The organism is Burkholderia sp. BCC0405 (assembly GCF_902833075.1).
Classification (GTDB): domain Bacteria; phylum Pseudomonadota; class Gammaproteobacteria; order Burkholderiales; family Burkholderiaceae; genus Burkholderia.
The window spans coordinates 527,251-546,285 of sequence record NZ_CADFEO010000001.1 but is presented as its reverse complement, the minus strand read 5'-3'; the positions used below and the strand labels follow the sequence as shown (position 1 = coordinate 546,285).

General features: G+C 69.2%; 19 protein-coding genes. 10 read left to right on the top strand and 9 right to left on the bottom strand.

Features of this window, described 5'->3' with window-relative positions; translation table 11 throughout:
- Positions 1–73 precede the first annotated feature (73 nt).
- Positions 74–817 (top strand): SDR family oxidoreductase, encoded by a 744-nt coding sequence (locus tag HWX36_RS02450; RefSeq protein ID WP_244136291.1) that lies wholly within the window; start codon positions 74–76, stop codon positions 815–817.
- 8 nt (positions 818–825) lie between these two features.
- Here the strand turns inward: HWX36_RS02450 and HWX36_RS02445 are convergent, their stop codons facing one another.
- On the bottom strand, positions 826–1,803 hold the full coding sequence (locus tag HWX36_RS02445; RefSeq protein ID WP_175950686.1) for a LysR family transcriptional regulator: 978 nt from the start codon (positions 1,801–1,803) through the stop codon (positions 826–828).
- 133 nt (positions 1,804–1,936) lie between these two features.
- Between HWX36_RS02445 and HWX36_RS02440 the strand changes: the two genes are divergently transcribed.
- The 3 genes from HWX36_RS02440 (at position 1,937) to HWX36_RS02430 (ending at position 4,350) form a co-directional block, all read left to right on the top strand.
- Positions 1,937–2,653: an SDR family oxidoreductase gene (locus HWX36_RS02440; protein WP_175950685.1), complete on the top strand. Its 717-nt coding sequence runs from the start codon at positions 1,937–1,939 to the stop codon at positions 2,651–2,653.
- A gap of 207 nt (positions 2,654–2,860) precedes the next feature.
- Entirely contained in the window at positions 2,861–3,196 is a 336-nt protein-coding gene (locus HWX36_RS02435; protein ID WP_175950684.1) for a putative quinol monooxygenase, read from the top strand.
- Positions 3,193–4,350, top strand: a complete 1,158-nt coding sequence (locus HWX36_RS02430) for an iron-containing alcohol dehydrogenase (protein WP_175950683.1) — start codon at positions 3,193–3,195, stop codon at positions 4,348–4,350. The genes HWX36_RS02435 and HWX36_RS02430 overlap by 4 nt, the downstream gene beginning before the upstream one ends.
- A 286-nt stretch (positions 4,351–4,636) precedes the next feature.
- Here the strand turns inward: HWX36_RS02430 and HWX36_RS02425 are convergent, their stop codons facing one another.
- Positions 4,637–5,545, bottom strand: coding sequence for a LysR family transcriptional regulator (locus HWX36_RS02425; RefSeq protein ID WP_175950681.1), 909 nt, complete (start codon positions 5,543–5,545; stop codon positions 4,637–4,639).
- 174 nt (positions 5,546–5,719) lie between these two features.
- On the opposite strand from HWX36_RS02425, the gene HWX36_RS02420 reads away from it, so the two are divergent.
- Positions 5,720–6,304, top strand: a complete 585-nt coding sequence (locus tag HWX36_RS02420) for a putative glycolipid-binding domain-containing protein (protein ID WP_175950679.1) — start codon at positions 5,720–5,722, stop codon at positions 6,302–6,304.
- A gap of 39 nt (positions 6,305–6,343) precedes the next feature.
- Here the strand turns inward: HWX36_RS02420 and HWX36_RS02415 are convergent, their stop codons facing one another.
- Positions 6,344–7,336, bottom strand: a complete 993-nt coding sequence (locus HWX36_RS02415; RefSeq protein WP_175950677.1) for a sulfonate ABC transporter substrate-binding protein — start codon at positions 7,334–7,336, stop codon at positions 6,344–6,346.
- A 300-nt stretch (positions 7,337–7,636) separates the two neighbouring features.
- Positions 7,637–8,044, bottom strand: a complete 408-nt coding sequence (locus HWX36_RS02410) for a DUF427 domain-containing protein (RefSeq protein ID WP_175950676.1) — start codon at positions 8,042–8,044, stop codon at positions 7,637–7,639.
- A 289-nt stretch (positions 8,045–8,333) separates the two neighbouring features.
- Between HWX36_RS02410 and HWX36_RS02405 the strand changes: the two genes are divergently transcribed.
- A complete protein-coding gene (locus HWX36_RS02405; protein ID WP_175950674.1) occupies positions 8,334–9,995 on the top strand; it encodes an ABC transporter substrate-binding protein in 1,662 nt (553 codons plus the stop codon).
- A gap of 169 nt (positions 9,996–10,164) precedes the next feature.
- Here the strand turns inward: HWX36_RS02405 and HWX36_RS02400 are convergent, their stop codons facing one another.
- The 5 genes from HWX36_RS02400 to HWX36_RS02380 form a co-directional block, all read right to left on the bottom strand.
- Positions 10,165–11,118, bottom strand: a complete 954-nt coding sequence (locus tag HWX36_RS02400; protein ID WP_175950672.1) for a TauD/TfdA family dioxygenase — start codon at positions 11,116–11,118, stop codon at positions 10,165–10,167.
- Positions 11,119–11,266: 148 nt separating this feature from the next.
- On the bottom strand, positions 11,267–12,112 hold the full coding sequence (locus HWX36_RS02395) for an ABC transporter ATP-binding protein (protein ID WP_175950671.1): 846 nt from the start codon (positions 12,110–12,112) through the stop codon (positions 11,267–11,269).
- 35 nt (positions 12,113–12,147) lie between these two features.
- Complete coding sequence (locus HWX36_RS02390; RefSeq protein WP_175950670.1) at positions 12,148–12,966, bottom strand: ABC transporter permease; 819 nt, start codon at positions 12,964–12,966, stop codon at positions 12,148–12,150.
- 39 nt (positions 12,967–13,005) lie between these two features.
- On the bottom strand, positions 13,006–13,848 hold the full coding sequence (locus HWX36_RS02385; protein WP_175950669.1) for an ABC transporter permease: 843 nt from the start codon (positions 13,846–13,848) through the stop codon (positions 13,006–13,008).
- Positions 13,849–13,863: 15 nt separating this feature from the next.
- Positions 13,864–14,931, bottom strand: a complete 1,068-nt coding sequence (locus HWX36_RS02380; protein ID WP_175950668.1) for an ABC transporter substrate-binding protein — start codon at positions 14,929–14,931, stop codon at positions 13,864–13,866.
- 867 nt (positions 14,932–15,798) lie between these two features.
- Here HWX36_RS02380 and HWX36_RS02375 point away from each other — a divergent pair.
- The 4 genes from HWX36_RS02375 (at position 15,799) to HWX36_RS02360 (ending at position 19,028) form a co-directional block, all read left to right on the top strand.
- Positions 15,799–15,981 carry a Flp family type IVb pilin gene (locus HWX36_RS02375; protein ID WP_175950667.1) on the top strand — a complete coding sequence of 61 codons (183 nt, stop codon included), beginning with the start codon at positions 15,799–15,801 and terminating at the stop codon, positions 15,979–15,981.
- An 88-nt stretch (positions 15,982–16,069) separates the two neighbouring features.
- Positions 16,070–16,543, top strand: coding sequence for a prepilin peptidase (locus HWX36_RS02370; protein WP_175950666.1), 474 nt, complete (start codon positions 16,070–16,072; stop codon positions 16,541–16,543).
- A 19-nt stretch (positions 16,544–16,562) separates the two neighbouring features.
- Positions 16,563–17,591: a Flp pilus assembly protein CpaB gene (gene cpaB / locus HWX36_RS02365; protein WP_175950665.1), complete on the top strand. Its 1,029-nt coding sequence runs from the start codon at positions 16,563–16,565 to the stop codon at positions 17,589–17,591.
- Positions 17,592–17,645: 54 nt separating this feature from the next.
- Positions 17,646–19,028: a type II and III secretion system protein family protein gene (locus HWX36_RS02360; protein WP_175950664.1), complete on the top strand. Its 1,383-nt coding sequence runs from the start codon at positions 17,646–17,648 to the stop codon at positions 19,026–19,028.
- Positions 19,029–19,035: the final 7 nt, after the last annotated feature.

Sequence of the window (19,035 nt, the reverse complement as noted above, 5' to 3'; positions counted from 1 at the left end):
AGTCTCCCATGTTCCCGCGCAATTGAGAATGACCTAACGTTCGCGAACCTTCAATCCCTGATGAGGAGTCGACATGAACATGAACGAGGCAACGCAATCTTCGCCACTGAACGGAGCGCACGTCGTGGTATTCGGCGGGAGCTCCGGAATCGGCCTCGAGGCCGCGGCCGCCGTGAAGGCGAAAGGCGCCAGCGTCACGCTGGTCGGCCGGACCCGCGCGAAGCTCGAGTCTGCCGCACAGGCGATCGGCGGCGCGCGCATCGCGGTGGCCGACATCGCCGACCGGCATGCGGTGCAGGCCGTCTTCGACGGGATCGCGCGCGTCGATCATCTGGTTGTCACGGCCGGCCGGTTCATTGCCGGCAAGCTGAACGAGACCGATCCCGATCACCTGCTCGCCGCGCTGCACGAGCGGATCGCCGGGCCGGTCTATGCGATCCGCGCGGCGTTGCCGCGGATGCCCGCGACCGGCTCGATCGTGCTGACCGGCGGGCAATTGTCGGATCGTCCGGCCGCGCACGGCGTGTCCGTCATCGCCGCCGCCGTGCGTGGTGTCGAGGCGCTGGCGCAGTCGCTCGCACTGGAATTGAAACCGATTCGCGTCAACGTCGTCGCCCCGGGCTTCGTCGAGACGCCGCTGTACGACGCGTTCGGCCCGGACGCGCGCGACACGATCCTCGCGGGCGCCGCGGCGGCGTTGCCGGGCGGCCGGGTCGGGCGCGCCGACGAAGTGGGGGAAGCGATCGCGTTCCTGCTGGGCAACGGCTTCATGAACGGCGAGATCCTGCACGTCGACGGCGGCGGCCGGCTGGTCTGAGCCGCGTGTCAGCCCGCCGCACGCGTGCCGGTGCGGCGCGCCGGCGGGCGCGGTGCGCGCGCCTCCGGATACGCGCGCTGGCAGACGGCGATGACCTCGTCGCGCAGGCGGCGGTGCACGGGATCGCCGTGCATGCGCGGATGCCACAGCGCGGACACGAGGATCTCGGGCAGGCGCACCGGGATCTCGAAGCTGCGCAGCCCGAGGGCCGCCGTGAGCCCCGGCGCGAACGCGTTGCCGAGGCACGAGCGCGGCACGAGCGCGATCAGGTCGGTGCTGGCCGCGACCCGCATCGCATCGGGGTAGCCCGGTACGACGACGTGCACGGTGCGACTCGGGCCGGCCTGGTCGGCCGAGTGGTCGGCCGGCCCGCCGAAATCGCCGAGCTGCGACGCGATCACGTGCTGGCAGGCCGCATAGCGCGCGGGCGTGATCCTGCCCGATGCGAACAGCGGGTGTCCGGCGCGCGCCACCGCGACGTGCCAGTCGCGAAACAGCATGCGGGTATGCAACTCGGGTGCATCGTCGCCGCGCTTGCCGATGTCCAGGTCGACGGCGCCGTCGCGCAGGGCTTGCGGATCGCGGTCGGGCTTCGGGACGAAGCGGATGCGCACCTGCGGCGCGATTTCGCCGAGTGCGGCGACCACCGGGCCGGACAGCATTTCCATGAACGATGCGGCCGTGCGGATCGTGAACGTGGATGCGTGCGTCGCGATGTCCACGTCGGCCGTCGCCGGCCGCAGCACCGTGCGCGCATCGCTTGCGATCGCGTGCACGCGATCGCGCAACGCGGCTGCGTGCGGCGTCGGCACGAGCTTGCGCCCCGCGCGCACGAGCAACGGATCGCCGATGGACAGCCGCAGCCGCGTGAGCGTGCGGCTCATTGCGGACGTGCTCAAGCCAAGCCGGCGCGCGGCGCCGGTCACGCTGCCTTCCGACAGCAGCACGTCGAGCGCGGTGACGAGGTTCAGGTCGATGTCTTCCATGGCGACAGGATACGCCTCTACGCGGTCTGGCATGGCGTTCGATGCAACGATGGGTTGAATCGGGTGCGTCTGGCGCCTGTCGTGATGCGCACCTATAGTGACTGCATGACGAAACCCGGCAAAGGCGGAAACCATGCAATCAACTGTATCTGACGGGAAGGCGCCCGCGATTCTGCTCGTCGCGGCCTCGCGCGGCCTCGGGCTCGCGATGGCGGAGGCGTTCCTCGACAAAGGCTGGCGCGTGACGGGCACCGTGCGCGCAGGATCGGGGCGCACGAAGCTGCACGACCTCGCCGACCGGTTCGACGGCCGGCTCGACATCGAGACGCTCGACATCTGCGAGCCGGTGCAACTGGCTGCGCTGCGCGAGCGGCTGTCGGGCCGGCGCTTCGACATGCTGTTCGTGAATGCGGGAACGACGAACGAGCCCACCGAAACGATCGGCGAAGTGACAACCGACGAGTTCGTGCGCGTGATGATCACGAATGCGCTGGCGCCGATGCGCGTGATCGAGACGCTGCAGGATCTCGTGACCGCGGACGGCCTGATCGGTGCGATGTCGTCGGGGCAGGGCAGCGTCGCGAACAACGTCAGCGGGATGCGCGAGGTCTATCGTGGCAGCAAGGCCGCGCTGAACCAGTTCATGCGCAGCTTCGCGGCGCGTCAGGCCGATACGCGGCGTGCGATGGCGCTGATGGCGCCCGGCTGGGTGCGCACGGAACTGGGCGGGCCGGATGCGCGCCTGACGATCGAGGAAAGCGTGCCGAGTCTCGTCGACGTGCTGATCGCGAAGCGGGTGCGCCCGGGGCTCGAATATCTCGACTATCTGGGGAGGACGGTGCCGTGGTAGCCGGCGCGTCGCGCGAGTAGAGGCCCGTTGCGATCCGCCGTGTTTTTCGCGGCGCGGTAGCGGCACTGCGAAGGCCGCGCCGATTCAATACAATGCGACGACCAGCCGGTGGCACGGCGTTGCGCCGTCGCGTTCGAATCCTTCCGGTTCGCCGCGCATTGCGTGCGTCCCCGTCACGACGGCCCCCAGTCGAACCCGGAGCGCAACATGAACGAACCTTACCTGCAGGTCATCGCACATTTCCACGCAAAACCCGGCAACGGCGATCGCGTGATCGAATTGCTCGCGGAGCTTGCACGGGCGACGCGCACCGAGCCGAAGAATCTCGACTACGCGTATTTCCGGTCGCCGGAGGATCCCGACCACGTCGTGATCCTCGAACGCTATCGCGACGCGGACGGCCTCGACGTGCATCGGGAAACGCCGCATTTCCAGCGGATCGGGTTCGGCGCGATCATTCCGTTGCTCGATCGCCGCGAAGTGTCGCACTACATGGTGCAGCCGGACACCGGCACGGCGACGCCACCGGGAGGCACCCGATGAACCCGTTTCAATTCCGTACCGTTCCGACGCAGGTCGTCGAATTCGGCGCCGCGCGCCGGCTCGGCGCGTTGTTGCGCGAGCGCTTTCCGGCGCTCGTGCGGCTGTGTGTCGTCACCGACGCGTTCCTGCATCGCAGCGGCGTGCTCGCGCCCGCGCTGGAGAGCCTCGCCGCGCACGGCTGGCAGGTCACCGTGATCGACGACGTGATCGCCGATCCGCCCGAGCACGTGGTGCTGGAAGCGACCGAACGGGCCGTCGCGGCCGATGCCGAGATCGTGCTCGGCCTGGGCGGCGGATCGTCGATGGACGTCGCGAAGCTGATCGCGGTGCTCGCGCCGGGGCGGCAGGCGCTGGCCGACATGTACGGTGTCGACCAGGTCACGAGCGCGCGACTGCCGCTCGTGCAGATGCCGACGACGGCCGGCACCGGCTCCGAAGTGACGGCCGTGTCGATCGTCACGGTCGGCGAGGCGCGCAAGATGGGCGTCGTGTCGCCGCACCTGTTCGCGGATCTCGCGATCCTCGACGCCGAATTGACGCTCGGCCTGCCGCGTGCGGCGACGGCCGCGACGGGCATCGATGCGATGGTGCATGCGATCGAAGCCTACACGTCCGCACGGCTCAAGAACCCGGTATCCGACATGCTGGCCGTGCACGCGCTGACGCTGCTGTCGCGCAACCTGCTCGCGGCGTGCGACGACGGCCACGACCGCCACGCGCGCGAGGCGATGCTGGTCGGCGCGATGTTCGCGGGGCAGGCGTTCGCGAATGCGCCGGTCGCGGCCGTGCATGCGCTGGCCTATCCGGTCGGCGGAATCTTCCATGTGCCGCACGGGCTGTCGAATGCGCTCGTGCTGCCGCACGTGCTGCGTTTCAACGCGCCGGCCGCCGCGCCGCTCTATGCGGAACTCGCGGCGATCGTCGCGCCGTCGGCGACGGGCAGCGATGAAGCGCGCACGCACGCGCTGATCGCCGAGATCGACCGGCTGATCGTCGCGACGGGCATCCCGCGCACGCTGCGCGAGGTCGGCATCGGGGAAGGCGACCTGCCGAGGATGGCGTCGGATGCGATGCTGCAGACGCGCCTGCTCGTGAACAATCCGCGCGAGGTGACGGAGGCCGACGCGCTGGAGATCTACCGGCAGGCGTGGTGATGCGGTGGGCGTGCGTGTCGTGCCGCCCGTCACGCATTCACGCATTCTCGATGCGCTCGCAGCCGGTCGCGCGGGCCGCGTCGCGATGCATGCGCACCCGAGCGCAACGGCCACGCGCCCGCATCCGGCCCACGGCGTGACATGCTCGGCAGCCTGTGCGTGTGCCTGGGCTGGACGCTGTTCGGCTTCGTCAGCGCATGCTTCTGCCGGATGGAAGCCGGCGCCCATGCGAAGGCGCCGGGGAAGTCGCTACAGGCGTGACGGGACGGGGCGGCGGTCGCCGCCGTTATCGGGCAGGGCGGGCCAGCAGCGGCGGGAGGTCCTGCTTCAGCAGGTCGACGACGGCCCGCACGCGCGGCGGCAGCGGCCGCTGCGCGTGAACGAGCACGTTGAGCGCGAAGTCGGGAATCACGTCCCGCGGCAGGAGCTCGACGAGCGCGCCGGCCGCGAGCGCCTCGGCGCAGGCCGGCTGCTGGACCACGCCGATGCCGCCGCCGGCCATGATCGTGTCGAACATCGGGCGCCAGTGGCTCGTCGTCATGATCGTGCGGATGCGCGCGTAGTCGAGCGAGCCGCCGTCGCGCTGCAGCGGCAACCGGTCGCTGGCGAAGACGCCTTTCACGCGGATGAACGGATGGTTCGCGAGATCGGCCGCCGTGTCGACCGGGCCATGCCGCTCGAGATACGACGGCGCGGCGACGAGCCGGCGGCCGACCGCGCCGACCGGATGCGCGACGAACCCGCCGTCGCCGAGCTGTCCGACGCGGATCGAGATGTCGACGCCTTCGGTGACCGGATCGACGAGGTCGTCGTTCAGGACCAGATCGATGTGCAAATTCGGATACGCGGTGCGGACATGCATCAGCACACGCGGCAGCACGACCTCGCCGACGCATTGCGGCGCCGCGAGCCGGATCGTGCCGTCGAGCGCGTTTTCCGTCTTCGACACCGACGCGACCGCGTCGTCGGCTGCTTCGAGCAGCGCCTTGCTGCGTTCGTAGAAGATCCGGCCTTCTTCCGTGCACGTAAGGGTGCGCGCGCTGCGCAACAGGAGCCGTGTGCCGAGATGCTTCTCGAGTCGCTCGATGCGCTCGCTGACGGCCGGCTGGCCCATGTCGAGATCCCGCGCCGCGCCGGACATCGTGCCGCGCTCGACGACCCTGACGTAGATGCGCATCGTCGCCAGCAAATCCATGAAGTCGCGCCCCTTGTCCGGTTCCGGTTGTTGCCGATCGACGGATGGTACCAAAGCAGGGTAGCCCGAAGGTGCGCGGCGAACCGATACTGACCATCGGTTGCCGAAGCCGCGTGTGCTCGCCGCGGCGATGCGTGACAATGCGCTTTCGTGCGAACGACTGGAGACGAAGACATGACGCAACAGGATGATGCGGTGCGCACGCGCTGCGTCGCATGGCAGACCGTGCGGACGTGGCAGGCGGCCGAATGGTGCCGGCTCGTCGAGTCGCGAACGGGAATCGACCTGTCGGGTTCGGTGTCGGGCGCGATCGACGGTTCGCCGTTTCGCATCGACTATGCGATCGCATGCGGCGCCGACTGGCGCACGCGCTCGGCACGCATCACGCAGTGGGGCGGCACGCAGCCGCCGCGGCAGTGGGATATCGCGTGCGACACAGGGCGATGGACGATCGATGGCGTCGACGTGCCGGCGCTCGCGGGCGCGACCGACGTCGATCTCGGTTTCAGCCCGTCGACGAATACGCTGCCGATCCGGCGGCTCGGGCTGGCCGTCGGCGAGTCGGCCGTGATTCGGTCCGCGTGGCTGCGCTTTCCGGATTTCGCGTTCGTGCGCGGCGAGCAGCGCTATACGCGTACGGCGGAGCACGTGTATCGCTACGAAAGCGGCACGTATGCGGCCGATGTCGCGGTCGACGCAGCGGGCCTCGTCACCGACTACGACGAATGGCGGCGCATCGGCGCGGCGCCCGCATGTTGATGCACGCGTACCGCGCCCTGCGTCGTTGGCGGCGGCGCGTCAGCGTGCGCTCGCGACCGACAGCTTGCCCGGAATCAGCTTCAGCGCGCTGAAGGTATCGGCGATGGTCTGCTGATAGGCGAGCGTCGCGTCGCCGATCGGCTGCACGCCGTAGCCGGCGCGCTTGAGCGCGACTTCGAGCGTCGGCGCGTCGAGGCCGACGAGCGGCGACAGTTGCGCGGCGACTTCCGGCACATGGTCGTGCGCCCAGCGGTCGACCGCGTCGACTTCGTCGAGCAGCGCGCGCAGCACCTGCGGGTGAGCGGCCGCGTATTTGCGCGCGGCGAGGTAGTACTGCGTATTGCGCACGAGCCCTTCGCCGTTCGCGATCACGCGTGCGCCGATCTGCCGCTCGGCGGCGGCCAGGTACGGATCCCAGATCACCCATGCATCGACGCTGCGCTGCACGAACGCGGCGCGTGCGTCGGCGGGCGTCAGGTAGATCGGCTGGATGTCGGCATACGTCAGGCCCGCGTGTTCGAGCGCCTTCACGAGCAGGAAGTGGACGTTCGAACCCTTGTTCAACGCGACCTTCTTGCCGCGCAGCTGCGCGACGGTGCGGATCGGCGAATCGGGCAGCACGACGATCGCCTCGCCCTGCGGCGCGGGGGGCTCGTTGCCGATATAGACGAAATCGACGCCGCCCGCCTGCGCGAAGATCGGCGGCGTCTCGCCGACCGTGCCGACGTCGATCGCGCCGGCGTTCAGGCCCTCGAGCAATTGCGGGCCGGCCGGGAATTCAAGCCACTGCACGGTGACGCCCTGGCTCGCGAGCCGTTTCTCCAGCGTGCCGCGCGCCTTGAGGACGACGAAGTTGCCGTATTTCTGGAAACCGATGCGCAGCCGCGTGCCGCTGTCCTGCGCGTGTGCAGGCAGGCTCGCGAGCGGGCCGAGCGCGAGCCCGGCCAGCCCGGCGGCCGCGCCTTGCAGCCACTGGCGGCGATGCGGGTTCGCCGGTGTCGGTTCAACGTCTGCGTGCGGTGTGTCGTTCATCGAGGCGTCCTGCGTGCGAAGAAGCGGGCCGCGCGCGAACGGCGCGCGGATGGCGCAGGGCGGGGCCGGGTGCGGGCGCTGCACGCCACGGGCCGGCCCGCGCCGGACTCGTGACGATACGTCCGCGTGCGCCGGCGGCCAACCAACGAATGCGCATATGCAAATCAGCGGCGGCGCGTTGACGATGTTCGAGCCGGTGATTCGCACAAGCGAGCGCCGTCGGCACGGCGGGCCGCGCAGGCGAAATCGCCGGATCGCACGCGCGGCCGCCCGCCGCGCGATGAACGGCTGGCGCGACCCTCAATCGGAGCCGGCCGGGCTTTCCTCGATCGAATCGACGCGATCCGGATAGAACGCGAGATGCCCGCGGATCGCATCGACGGCCGGATAGGGCGCCTCGTAGGTCCAGACGGCATTGACCGCGCGCTCGCCGCCGGCCGGAATCGAGTAGTAGGCGGCGTCGCCCTTGTACGGGCAGTACGTCGCGTGATCGGTACGTTGCAGCAGCGCCAGGTCGGCGTCCTCGCGCGGGATGTAGAACACGGCCGGGTAGGCGGCTTCGCGCAGCGCCAGCGCGCGGCGCGTATCCGCGACGACCTTGCCGGCCGCCTTGACCACGACGCGCCGCGGGTGCGGTTCGACCGTGATCGGATGATCGGGGCCCGGCGTCTTCACCGGGCGAGCGGACGTATCGGAGCTGACGGGCATCGTGGGTCCTCCTGGAATCGGCGGCGCGGCGCTGCCGGGCGGATCCCGGCGCGTCCGTGCCGACGTTGGCCAGCCGATACGATGCGCCATTTCGGGCGAGTCTGCAGGGGGCCGGAAGACGGCGACGCGGGACGGCCGCCCGGCGCTCGCGTGGACGTTTTCATGCGCGGGCAGCGGGATGCATCCACGACGATAAGCAACGCGAAAATAATTGGTAAGCGATCGGCGGGCGGCGCGCGAAGATCGGCCGTCGTCATTTGCATGACAGCCCTCTGCTGTGTCCGTCACCATGAAGAACGCTTTCGTTTCGTCAGCCGCGCGTCGTGCGCGTGGCGCACCCCGTGCCGCGACGGCCCTGCGCTGCATCGCGGCGTCGCTGCTGCTTGCCGGCGCGGCCACGCAGGCGCTCGCCGCGCCGGCCGGCAAGACGCTCGTGTATTGCACCGAAGGCAGCCCGGCCGGCTTCGATCCGGGCCAGCACACGACGAGCACCGATTTCGACGCGAGCACCTACCCGGTCTACAACGGGCTCGTGCAGTTCAAGCGCGGCACGCTCGATCTCGAACCCGCGCTCGCGACGAGCTGGGACGTGTCGCCCGACCAGCGCACGATCACGTTCCACTTGCGGCGCGGCGTGAAATTCCAGACCACCGCGTGGTTCAAGCCGACGCGGCCGTTCCAGGCCGACGACGTCGTTTTCACGTTCCGCCGGATGCTCGATCCCGACGATCCGTTCCGCAAGGCCTACCCGGTCAGCTTCCCGTATTTCAGCGACCTCGGCTTCGACCGCAACGTCGAGCGTATCGACAAGGTCGACGACGACACGGTGCGCTTCGTGCTGAAGACGCCCGACGTCGTGTTCGTGCGCAATCTCGCGATGGCGTTCGCGTCGATCCTGTCGGCCGAGTATGCGTCGCAGCTCGCGGCGCGCCACCGCGAGGCCGACATCAACCAGTTCCCGGTCGGCACCGGGCCGTTCCTGCTGCGCACGTACCAGAAGGACGCGCTGATCCGTTACGACGCGAATCCCGATTACTGGAAGCCGGATGACGTGAAGCTCTCGCGCCTCGTGTTCGCGATCACGCCCGATCCGGCCGCGCGCCTGCAGAAGCTGGTGGCCGGCGAGTGCCAGGTATCGGCATTTCCGCGGCCGGCCGACCTCGACACGGTACGGCGCGACCCGAAACTGACGTTGTTCTCGGGGATGGGCTTCAACGTCGGCTTCGTCGCGTACAACACGCAGCATGCGCCGCTCGATCGCGTCGACGTGCGGCGTGCGCTCGACATCGCGATCGACAAGGCGGCGATCGTGAAGACCGTGTTCAACGGCGACGCGAAGATCGCGACGAACCCGATGCCGCCCGCGCAATGGTCGTACAACCCGCGCCTGAAGGATGCGCCGCGCGATCCGGCGGCCGCGAAGGCGCTGCTTGCGCAGGCCGGGTTCCCGAACGGCTTCGACCTGACGCTGTGGGCGATGCCCGTGCAGCGGCCGTACAACCCGAATGCGCAGCTGATGGCGCAGCTGATCCAGCAGGACTGGGCGAAGATCGGCGTGCGCGCGAAGATCGTCAGCTACGAATGGGGCGAATACAACCGCCGCGCGAAGCACGACGGGCAGCACGACGCGATCCTGTACGGCTGGTCGGGCGACAACGGAGACCCCGACAACTGGCTCGGTACGCTGCTCGGCTGCGACGCGGTGCACGGCAGCAATCTCGCGAAGTGGTGCAACCGGGATTTCGAGAAGCTGGTGGATGCGGCGCGCGCCAACGCGGACGTCGCGAAACGCACGGCGCTGTACGAACAGGCGCAGGTCGTGTTCAAGGACCAGGTGCCGTTCACGCCGATCGCGACGTCGATCGTGTCGCTGCCCGTGTCCAAGCGCGTACACGGGCTGACGTTCTCGCCGCTGGGTGGGCACCGCTTCGACGGGGTCTGGCTGGATTGACGGGGAGAGCCGCGCGGACGGTGCTTGCGTACGTGGGGTGTGACGGCGGGAACGGCCGGCGCGATGCGGTGCGCGCCGGCCGGCGGCGTGAAGCGATGCATGCCGCGCAGGCCGTCGACGAAGTCGCGCGGCGGCGCGTACGAAGCGCCGCCGCCGCGGGACGCAGGCGCTATTGCAGCGTCGCGCCCGGCCCCTTCAGCACGACGCTCCGGCGGCCGTCGATGCCGACCGGCACGTCGCCGTGCACGGTCGCGCGGCGCACGACGCGGCGCGCATCGCCGTAGTCGTTGATCGCGTAGTGCTGCGTCGCGCGGTTGTCCCAGATCGCGACGTCGCCTTCCTGCCAGTTCCAGCGCACGGTGTTCTCGAGACGCGTCACGTGTTCGTGGAACACCTGCAGCAGGTGCGCGGAATCCTGCGCCGACAGGCCCTTGAGTCGCTGCACGAAATGCCCGAGCACGAGCGTGCGTTCGCCGGTTTCCGGATGGACGCGCACGACCGGGTGCTCGGTTTCGTAGACGGTCGACGTGAACACTTCGCGGTAGCGCTTCAGTTGCGTATCGTCGGCATGCACGTGCGTCGACGCGTAGTCGTACGCGTTGGTATGCAGCGCCCACAGCGTGTCGGCGAGCGCGCGCAGCGGGTCGGGAAGGTGCGCGTAGGCAGCGGCCGTGTTGGCCCACACGGTATCGCCGCCGAACGGCGGAATCACGACGGCGCGCAGGATCGAGATTTTCGGGTATGCATCGACGAAGGTCACGTCGGTGTGCCACGAATTGGCGCGGGCGCCGTGCGCGGAATCGAGTTCGAGCAGGTGCGCGCTGCCGTCGACGGACGGCACGGTCGGGTGCGCGACGGTATGGCCGAAGCGGCGTGCGAACGCTTCCTGTGCGGTGTCGTCGAGATGGTGCTGGCCACGGAAGAACAGCACCTTGTGGCGCAGCAGTGCGGCCTGGATCGCGTCGAACGTCGCGTCGTCGAGCGTGCCCGACAGCCGCACGCCGGCGATCTCGGCGCCGATCCGGCCGGCGACCTGGCGAAGCTGGAGCGGGGCGGCGGCCGTGCGCGGCGCGGCGTGCGAAGCATGCGAGGACGGGTGAGCGGCGTGCTGGACTTCGGACATCGGGAGTCTCCTGGAGTCGGGTCGGTCGAGTCCCCATTCAAGCAGGGACCGTGCGTAATCGGAACCGATGAATCGTCACAACCTTAGCGTGTGCGCAGCGATGATCGATATGCGTCGTCATGCTGAGCAATCCGGCGCGTCACGCGCGCTACCACGCCAGCCGCCATTCGCCGATCCGGTGCGGGCGCGTCGCGTCGATACGCCTGCCGCCCGCGCGATCGTCGCCCGGCGGTTCGCGCTCGTCGAAATCGGCGAGCACGGTGTCGCGCAGCCGCGCGAATGCCGGCGAATCGCGCCGGCGCGGGCGTGGCAACGCGACATCGACGATGCGTTCGATGCGGCCCGGGCGTGGCGCCATCGTCACGACGCGGTCGCCGAGATACACGGCTTCGTCGACGTCGTGCGTGACGAGGATCATCGTGATCCGCTCCCGTTCCCAGATGCGCAGCAGCTCGTTCTGCATCCGCGCGCGCGTCTGTGCGTCGAGCGCGCCGAACGGCTCGTCGAGCAGCAGCACGCGCGGGCGGTTCACGAGGCCGCGCGCGATCGCGACGCGCTGCGCCATCCCGCCCGACAGCTGGTTCGGATACGCGTGCTCGAAACCGTTCAGCCCGACGAGCGCGATGTGATCGGCGACCGCGCGCCGCTTCGCGGCCGCGTCGAGCGGGGCATTGCGCAGCGCGGCCGCGATGTTCTGCGCGACGGTCAGCCACGGGAACAGCCGGTGATCCTGGAACACGATCCCGCGCTGCAGCGACGTGTCGCGCACGCGTTCGGCGCCGGCCCGGATCTCGCCCGCGTAGTCGGCGTCGAGCCCGGCGATCAGCCGCAGCAGCGTCGACTTGCCGCAGCCGCTCGCGCCGACGATCGTGACGAATTCACCGGCGCGCACGTGCAGCGACACGTCGTCGAGTACGGCGAGTGCGGCGCCGCGTTGCGCGTAGTGCTTGCTCACGTGGAGGATGTCGAGCGAATCGGAGGCGAGGATCGTCATGGCGGTGCGAGGAAGGGCGGGGAAGGAAAGGGCGATCAGCGCGGCAGGTCGCCGCGCCGGGCCAGCACCGTGCGTTCGATCGCACGCGCGATCGCGTTCAGCGCCCAGCCGGTCACGCCGACGACGAGGATCCCGAACAGCACGAGATCCATCCGGAATTGTTCGCTGCCGTCGATCAGCGTGTTGCCGATCCCGCTGCCGGTGACCAGCAGGTATTCGGCGCCGAGCGTCGCGAGCCACGAGTAGATCAGGCCGAGATACAGCCCGGTGAAGATCGACGGCAGCGCGGCCGGCAGGATTACGTAGCGCACGAGCTGGCGCCGCGAGTAGCGCAGTGCGCGGGCAACGTCGACATACGCGCGCGGAACCGCATGAATGCCGTCGCAGGTGTGCGCGGCAACCGGCAGCAGCGCGGCGAGCGACAGGAACACGACCTTGGCGACGTCGCCGAGTCCGAACCACACCGAAATCAGCGGAATCCATGCGAACAGCGAGACCTGCTTGAACGTGTCGAAGCTCGGGCCGATCATTCGCGCGGCGACGCGCGACAGCCCGAGCGCGGCGCCGAGCAGCAGCCCGCCCGTCGCGCCGAGCGCGAAACCGCACGCTTCACGCGCGAGCGATGCGGACAGCGCGCGGCCGAGTGCGCCGCTCGCGGCTTGCGCCCATGCGGTGCGCAACACGTCGGCCGGGCCGACGAGCAGCCCGCTGTTCACGAGGTGCGCGGAAGCGATCGCCCACCACAGCGCGAATGCGGCGAGCGGCAGCACGAAGCCGCGCCAGTCGGGCGCGTGCAGGCGGCGGACGGCCGTGGCGGGCGGCGATGCAGCGTCGGGCGAGGCGGGGTGCGTCACGGGTGAATCTCCTTCGGTTACGCGGGCAGGGCGGGCGGTTCAGCCGCGGAACGCGGACGGCACGCCGCGGCGCAGGCGCGCTTCGAGTGCGTCGAGCAGCCGGTTGATCAGCAGGCCGACCGCCCCGACGACGATCACGGCCGCCATCACGAGATCGAGCTGGAACAGTTGCCGCCCGTACACGATCAGGTAGCCGAGCCCTTCGGACGATGCGACGAGCTCGACGACGACGAGCGCGAGCCACGACTTCGTGAACGCGAGCCGCACGCCGGTCGCGAGCGTCGGGATCGCGGCGGGCAGCACGACGTGCACGATGCGTTGCCGGCGCGTGTAACCGAATACGCGCGCGACTTCGTCGAGCGCGGGCGGTGTCTGGCGAAACCCTTGCAACGTGCTCAGCGTGACGGGCACGAGCGCCGCATGCGCGATCAGCAGGTACTTGAGCGGTTCGCCGACGCCGACGAGCAGCAGCAGGAACGGCAGCCAGCCGAGCACCGGAATCTGCACCAGCGCGTTGAAGCTCGGCAGTACGTACGCTTCCAGCGTGCGCGACAGGCCGAGCGCGACTCCGGTCGCGAAGCCGAGCAGCGTGCCGGCAGCGAACCCGACCAGCACGCGCTGCAGGCTGATCAGCGTGTGGCGCACGAGATCGCCGCTCGTGGCGAGCTCCTCGAGCGCGTCGAACACGCGTTCGGGCGGCGGCAGGATCTGCGGCGCGATCCAGCCGCGCGCGCTGCCGACGCTCCACAGCGCGAACAGCAGCGCAGGCAGCAGCCACGGCGCGAGCCGCCACGACCACCGTTGCACGGCCGCCGCACGGTGCGGCGGCGCGGCCCGCGCGTGGCGCTCGGATGACGGGAGGGAAACCGCGGTGTCGCTCATCGGGGCGGGTCCGGGTCAGGAAAGGGGTTTGCCGGCCGCGTCGTAGCGTTGCCAGTAGCGTTCGAGCTTCAGCGTGCGCAGCGCATGGTCGAGATACTTCGGCTCGAACCAGCCATCGACGTCGATCGGCTGGCGGATCAGCTTCAGCGCCAGCGCATCCTGTGCGACGGACTTGTAGCGCGCGACGACGAACGGGTCGATCAGCGGCGACAGGCGATCTTTCAGCCGCTGGTTCGCATAGTCGGCCTGCCACGACGAAACGGGCACGCCGCTCTTCGCCCACAGCTTGAACAGCGCATCGCGGTTCGCTTCGTCGGACGACCATTGCGCGCCCTTCACGAGCGCGTTGACGACGCGCTGCACGATGTCCGGATGCGCGCGCTCGAAATCGTCGAGCACGAGCAGGTGGGTCTGGCGCGTGAACTGCGGGCCGTCGTTCTGCGATTCGTAGATGATCTTCGCGAGCCCCGCGTCGCGCAGCTTGTACAGCTGGTAGTCGCCCACCGACGCATCGATGCCTTTCGACGCGAGTGCGGCGAGCGAGCTCGCGGAATCGAGATTGATCACGCGCAGGTCGCGTTCGGTGAGGCCGTTTTTCGCGAGCGCATTGTCGGCGACGAGCTGCAGGTTCGTGCCGCGGAAGATCGACACGCGGCGGTCCTTCAGGTCCTTGATCGAGCGGACGGTGGAGTCGGGCGGCACCGCGATCTTCACGCCCGAACGCACGCTCGCGGCGAGCAGCAGGCGCGTCTTGATCCCGTTCGCACGCGCGAGCACGGCGGGCAGGTCGCCCTGGTACGCGAAGTCGAGCGCCTTGTTCGCGATCGCCTCGTTGACGGCCGGCCCGGCGCCCTTGAAGAACAACCACTGCACCTTGATGCCGTCGGCCGCGAACTCCTTTTCGACCAGTTGCTGCAGCTGCGCGGTGGCGGCGCTCGATCCGCCGAACGTCGGCGGATCGCCGGCGCCTTGCTGGGCGACACCGATGCGGATGGTGGCGGGCTTGTCGGCGTGCGCGGCGGCGGCCGGCAACGCGATGAGGGACGCGATCAGCAGCGATCGAAGCAGGCGCAGTGGAAGCATGAATCGATGGATCCGGAACGTTGGGGGGAGCGAGTCCGGGCCTCAGCCCGTCGGCGCATTCTCGATGACGGGCCGGGGCCGGACAAGAAACGATTTGAACTATGCTTATCGCCGCCTGGCGGGTTGCCGCGCCGGGCGTTTCGTTCCATATGAACGTGAATTCCATTCACATGCATCTGAAATTCATTCTGAATTCAAATCAAGTCGATTGATAACGAAAGCCGAATCAGGAAATTTCCAATTGAAAAATCGCGGTGAAGACGAGCACGGATTCGCGTGGAGATCGCTCGTCGAATCGGGGCGTGAAAACGGGGTCGGGTAATCGTGGAAATGTGATGTGAGCCCGTCATGTGTGCCGGGACGGTCAATCTGGCGCGGCCCGACGGGCGCATGCGAAGCGGCCCGGCATGTCGGTAAATCGAATGGAAACGGTTAGGTTTTCGGCTGGTAAATCATGCCAGGAAACAGTTCATGCGTCTGTTCAGATAAGCGAATCATTCGATCCGATGTGAGAAAAAATGACCGCAAATGAACGGAATCGCTTTCATCGTTGCAGGGTTAAATCCATAAATACATTTCGACGCCAAATAATTTGAATTCGCCTGAAAAATTGTCTATACCCTAGACGAATCAGCGCGGTTGCCTTGTGCGGGAAAGACCACACCGTGGATGCAGGCACGCACGACCGAAGTCGTCGTTGCACGCCGCGTGTTGCAGTGATCGAGAGGATTCCGGGGGATGCGAACGACCTCGTGCCAGAGGCGTGCGCACGTGTCGCAACGGGCGAATGTCCTGCGCAACCGCCGGAGCAACGGAGCGTCTTTGCGTTCAACGGTCGGTCACCGACCCCGTTACACGGAGGTTGCCATGCTGCAATACGTCAAGTCCCTGCTGCGTGACGAACGTGGCGTCAGCGCGCTCGAGTACGCCGTGCTGGCCGGTATCGTCGTGGTCGCGCTGGCGGCGGTCGGCGTGATCCTCAGCAGCACCACCGGTGGCTTGCCGAGCGTGTTCACGTCGCTGATGAGCAAGGTGACGAGCCTGATCTGATCCCCCGAACCCGCGCGCCACCGACGAACACCGGGATCCGCTGCGGTAGAACGTATCCGGCCGGGGCGTGTCGACGGACGGCTCTCTCATGCTCACGTTCGTGCAGTCGGTGGCCACGGTCTTGCTGGCCTCGCTCGCCGCGCAGGATCTGCGCGACCGGCGCCTGTCCAATCGCGTCGTGCTCGCGTTCGCGACGTTGTATTTCGTCGCGGCGGCGCTCGCGCACGACGGGTTCGCGCCGCTGGCAGGCCATTTGGCGGCCGGTGCGGCGATGCTGCTGCTGTTCGGCGGCATGCGCCACGCGGGCTGGATCGGCGGAGGCGACGTCAAGCTGGCGGCGGCGGTATTCCTGTGGGCCGGCCCGGCATGGGCGTTTCCGGTGCTGACGGGCGTCGGCGCGTGCGGTGCGTTGTGCGGCCTCGCGCTGCTGGCGTCACGGCCGCGGCACGCCGCGCAGGCTCGCGCGGTCGCCGCGCGCGGCGTGCCGTACGGCGTTGCGCTCGCGCTCGGCGGCACGCTGGCCGTCTGGGCGTCGTTTCCGCACACGGTTTCGCTTATCTAGCCGGGGGACGCTCGCCGCCATGCCCAAACCGCTGAGACTGGCCGTGCTCGTCGTTGCCGCCGGCATCGGTGCGTTCATCCTGCGCGAACTGTACGTCGCCGCGTCGACGCCATCGGTGCCGGCCGAAACGGATCAGGCGCGCGTGCGGGTCGCTGCCGCCGACCTGCCGGAAGGGCTGCTGCTGCGCGACAACGATCTGGCGTGGAAACGCATGCCGCGCGCACAGGTGCCGGCCGGCGCGTTCGTCGAGTCGCAGCCGGGCGCGGACCTGAAGGGCGCGCTGCTGCGCAACCACGTCGGCGCCGGCGCGCCGATTCGCGTCGAGAACGTGATTCCGGCCGGTGCGCCGGATTTTCTCGCGGCCGCGCTGCAGCCCGGCATGCGCGCGATCTCGGTGCCGGTCGACGACGTGTCGGGCAATGCGGGGCTGATCCAGCCGGGCGACTTCGTCGACGTGCTGCTGACGCAGCAGATCGGCGGCTCGGCGACCTCGCCCGGCACGTTCGAAGCGGAAACGGTGGTGCGGCGCGCGCGCGTGCTGGCGGTCGGTTCCGAATTCCAGCGCGCGAAGGCGTCGGCGAGCGCACCGGACGCCACGGCCCGCGCGCGCACGGTCACGCTCGAGGTCGCGCCGCGCACCGCGCAGGTGGTGCTGGTGGCGACCCGCCTCGGCACGTTGTCGCTCGCGCTGCGCAGTTTCGCGACGCGCGACCGGCGGCAGCCGGCAGGCGGCGGCGAACAGGAGCCCGATACGCAACCCGTATGGGCCGGCGACGTGTCGCGCGCGGCCCGCGAGGCCGCACGCGAGGCGTCCGCCCGGCCGGATACGGGCGCGCGGCCGGCGTGGCGGAGCAACGCGGTCGTGATCTATCGCGGTTCGTCGGTCGACGACGGATCGCATGGCGGCGGCACCGGCACGCCGGGCCTGCCGCCGCTGCCGTCCGGGCTGCCGGGCTGGCCGGCGGTGCCCGCGATGCCCGCGACGACAGGGGGCGCCAATGTCGCGGCGGAGACGGCTGCGCAGCCACCGGCAGTGGCGGCGCAGTGACGGATTGACGATTCGGGCCGGCCGCCTGGCGGCCGGCATTTGACGGGAACACGCATGGTGCGCATGGTTCGTTGGATCGCTTTCTGGTGCCTGGCCTGCATCGTTGCGTCCGGGAGCGCGTTCGCGCAGGTCGCACGCGCGCCGGACGCGGGCGCGGTGCTGTCGATCGCGACCGGCAAGGGGGAACTGCTGTCGCTGCCCGAGCCCGCGACCGCGATGTTCGTCGCCGATCCGGCCATCGCGGACATCCAGGTGCCGTCGCCGCGCACCGTGTTCGTGTTCGGCAAGAAGGCGGGCACGACCACGCTGATCGCGCTCGGCGCGAACCATCGCCCGATCCTGCGCAAGACGGTGATCGTGCAGGCCGACACGGCGTCGCTGCAGGGCGTGCTCGACAGCCGCTTTCCGCAGCTGAAGCTGGCGGTATCCGGTGCGCCGGGCTCGCTGATGGTGTCGGGCAAGGTGCCGAGCGCGGCCGACGCGGACGCCGTGATGCAGTCGCTCGCGCCGTACCTGCACGACAAGGAAAAGATCGTGAACCGGCTCACGCTGTCGCGCCCGATCCAGGTGAACCTGCGCGTGCGGGTGACCGAGGTGAGCCGCAACATCACGCAGCAGCTCGGCATCAACTGGAGCGCGCTGGGCGGCGCGGGCAACTTCGTCGGCGGGCTGTTCAACGGGCGCACGCTGTTCGATCCGACGAGCGGCCTGTTCAACCTGTCGCCAACGGGCGCCTTCTCGGTGCTCGGCGGATTCCGCGCGGGGCGCTGGTCGATCGACGTGGTGCTCGACGCGCTCGACCAGGAGGGCCTGATCACGATGCTCGCGGAACCGAACCTCACCGCGATGTCCGGCGAGACCGCGAGCTTCCTCGCGGGCGGCGAGATTCCGATCCCGGTGGTGCAGGCCGGTTCGTCGACCGGCGCGATCACGGTCGAGTTCAAGCCGTTCGGCGTGTCGCTCGATTTCACGCCGACCGTGCTCGCCGACAACCGGATCAGCCTGAAGGTGCGGCCGGAAGTGAGCGAGATCGATGCGAGCAACAGCGTGACGACCGGCGGCGTCACGGTGCCGGGGCTCACGGTGCGGCGCGTCGAGACGACGGTCGAGCTGTCGAGCGGGCAGAGCTTCGCGATCGGCGGGCTGCTGCAGAGCCAGACGGCCGACACCGTGTCGCAGATTCCGGGGCTCGGCCGGCTGCCGATCATCGGCCGGCTGTTTTCGTCGAAGAACTTCCAGGACAACAAGACCGAGGTGGTCGTGATCGTCACGCCGTACATCGTGCAGCCGGCCGGGCCCGGCCAGCTCGAGCAGGCGATCGACACCGTCGCGCGGCCGAGCAGCGACCTGGAGTTCGCGGTGCAGCGCAGCCTCGGGCTCGACCTGCTGTCGGGCGACACGCCGCGCCTCGTCGGCGCCGCGGGCTTCGTGTACTGAACCGGAG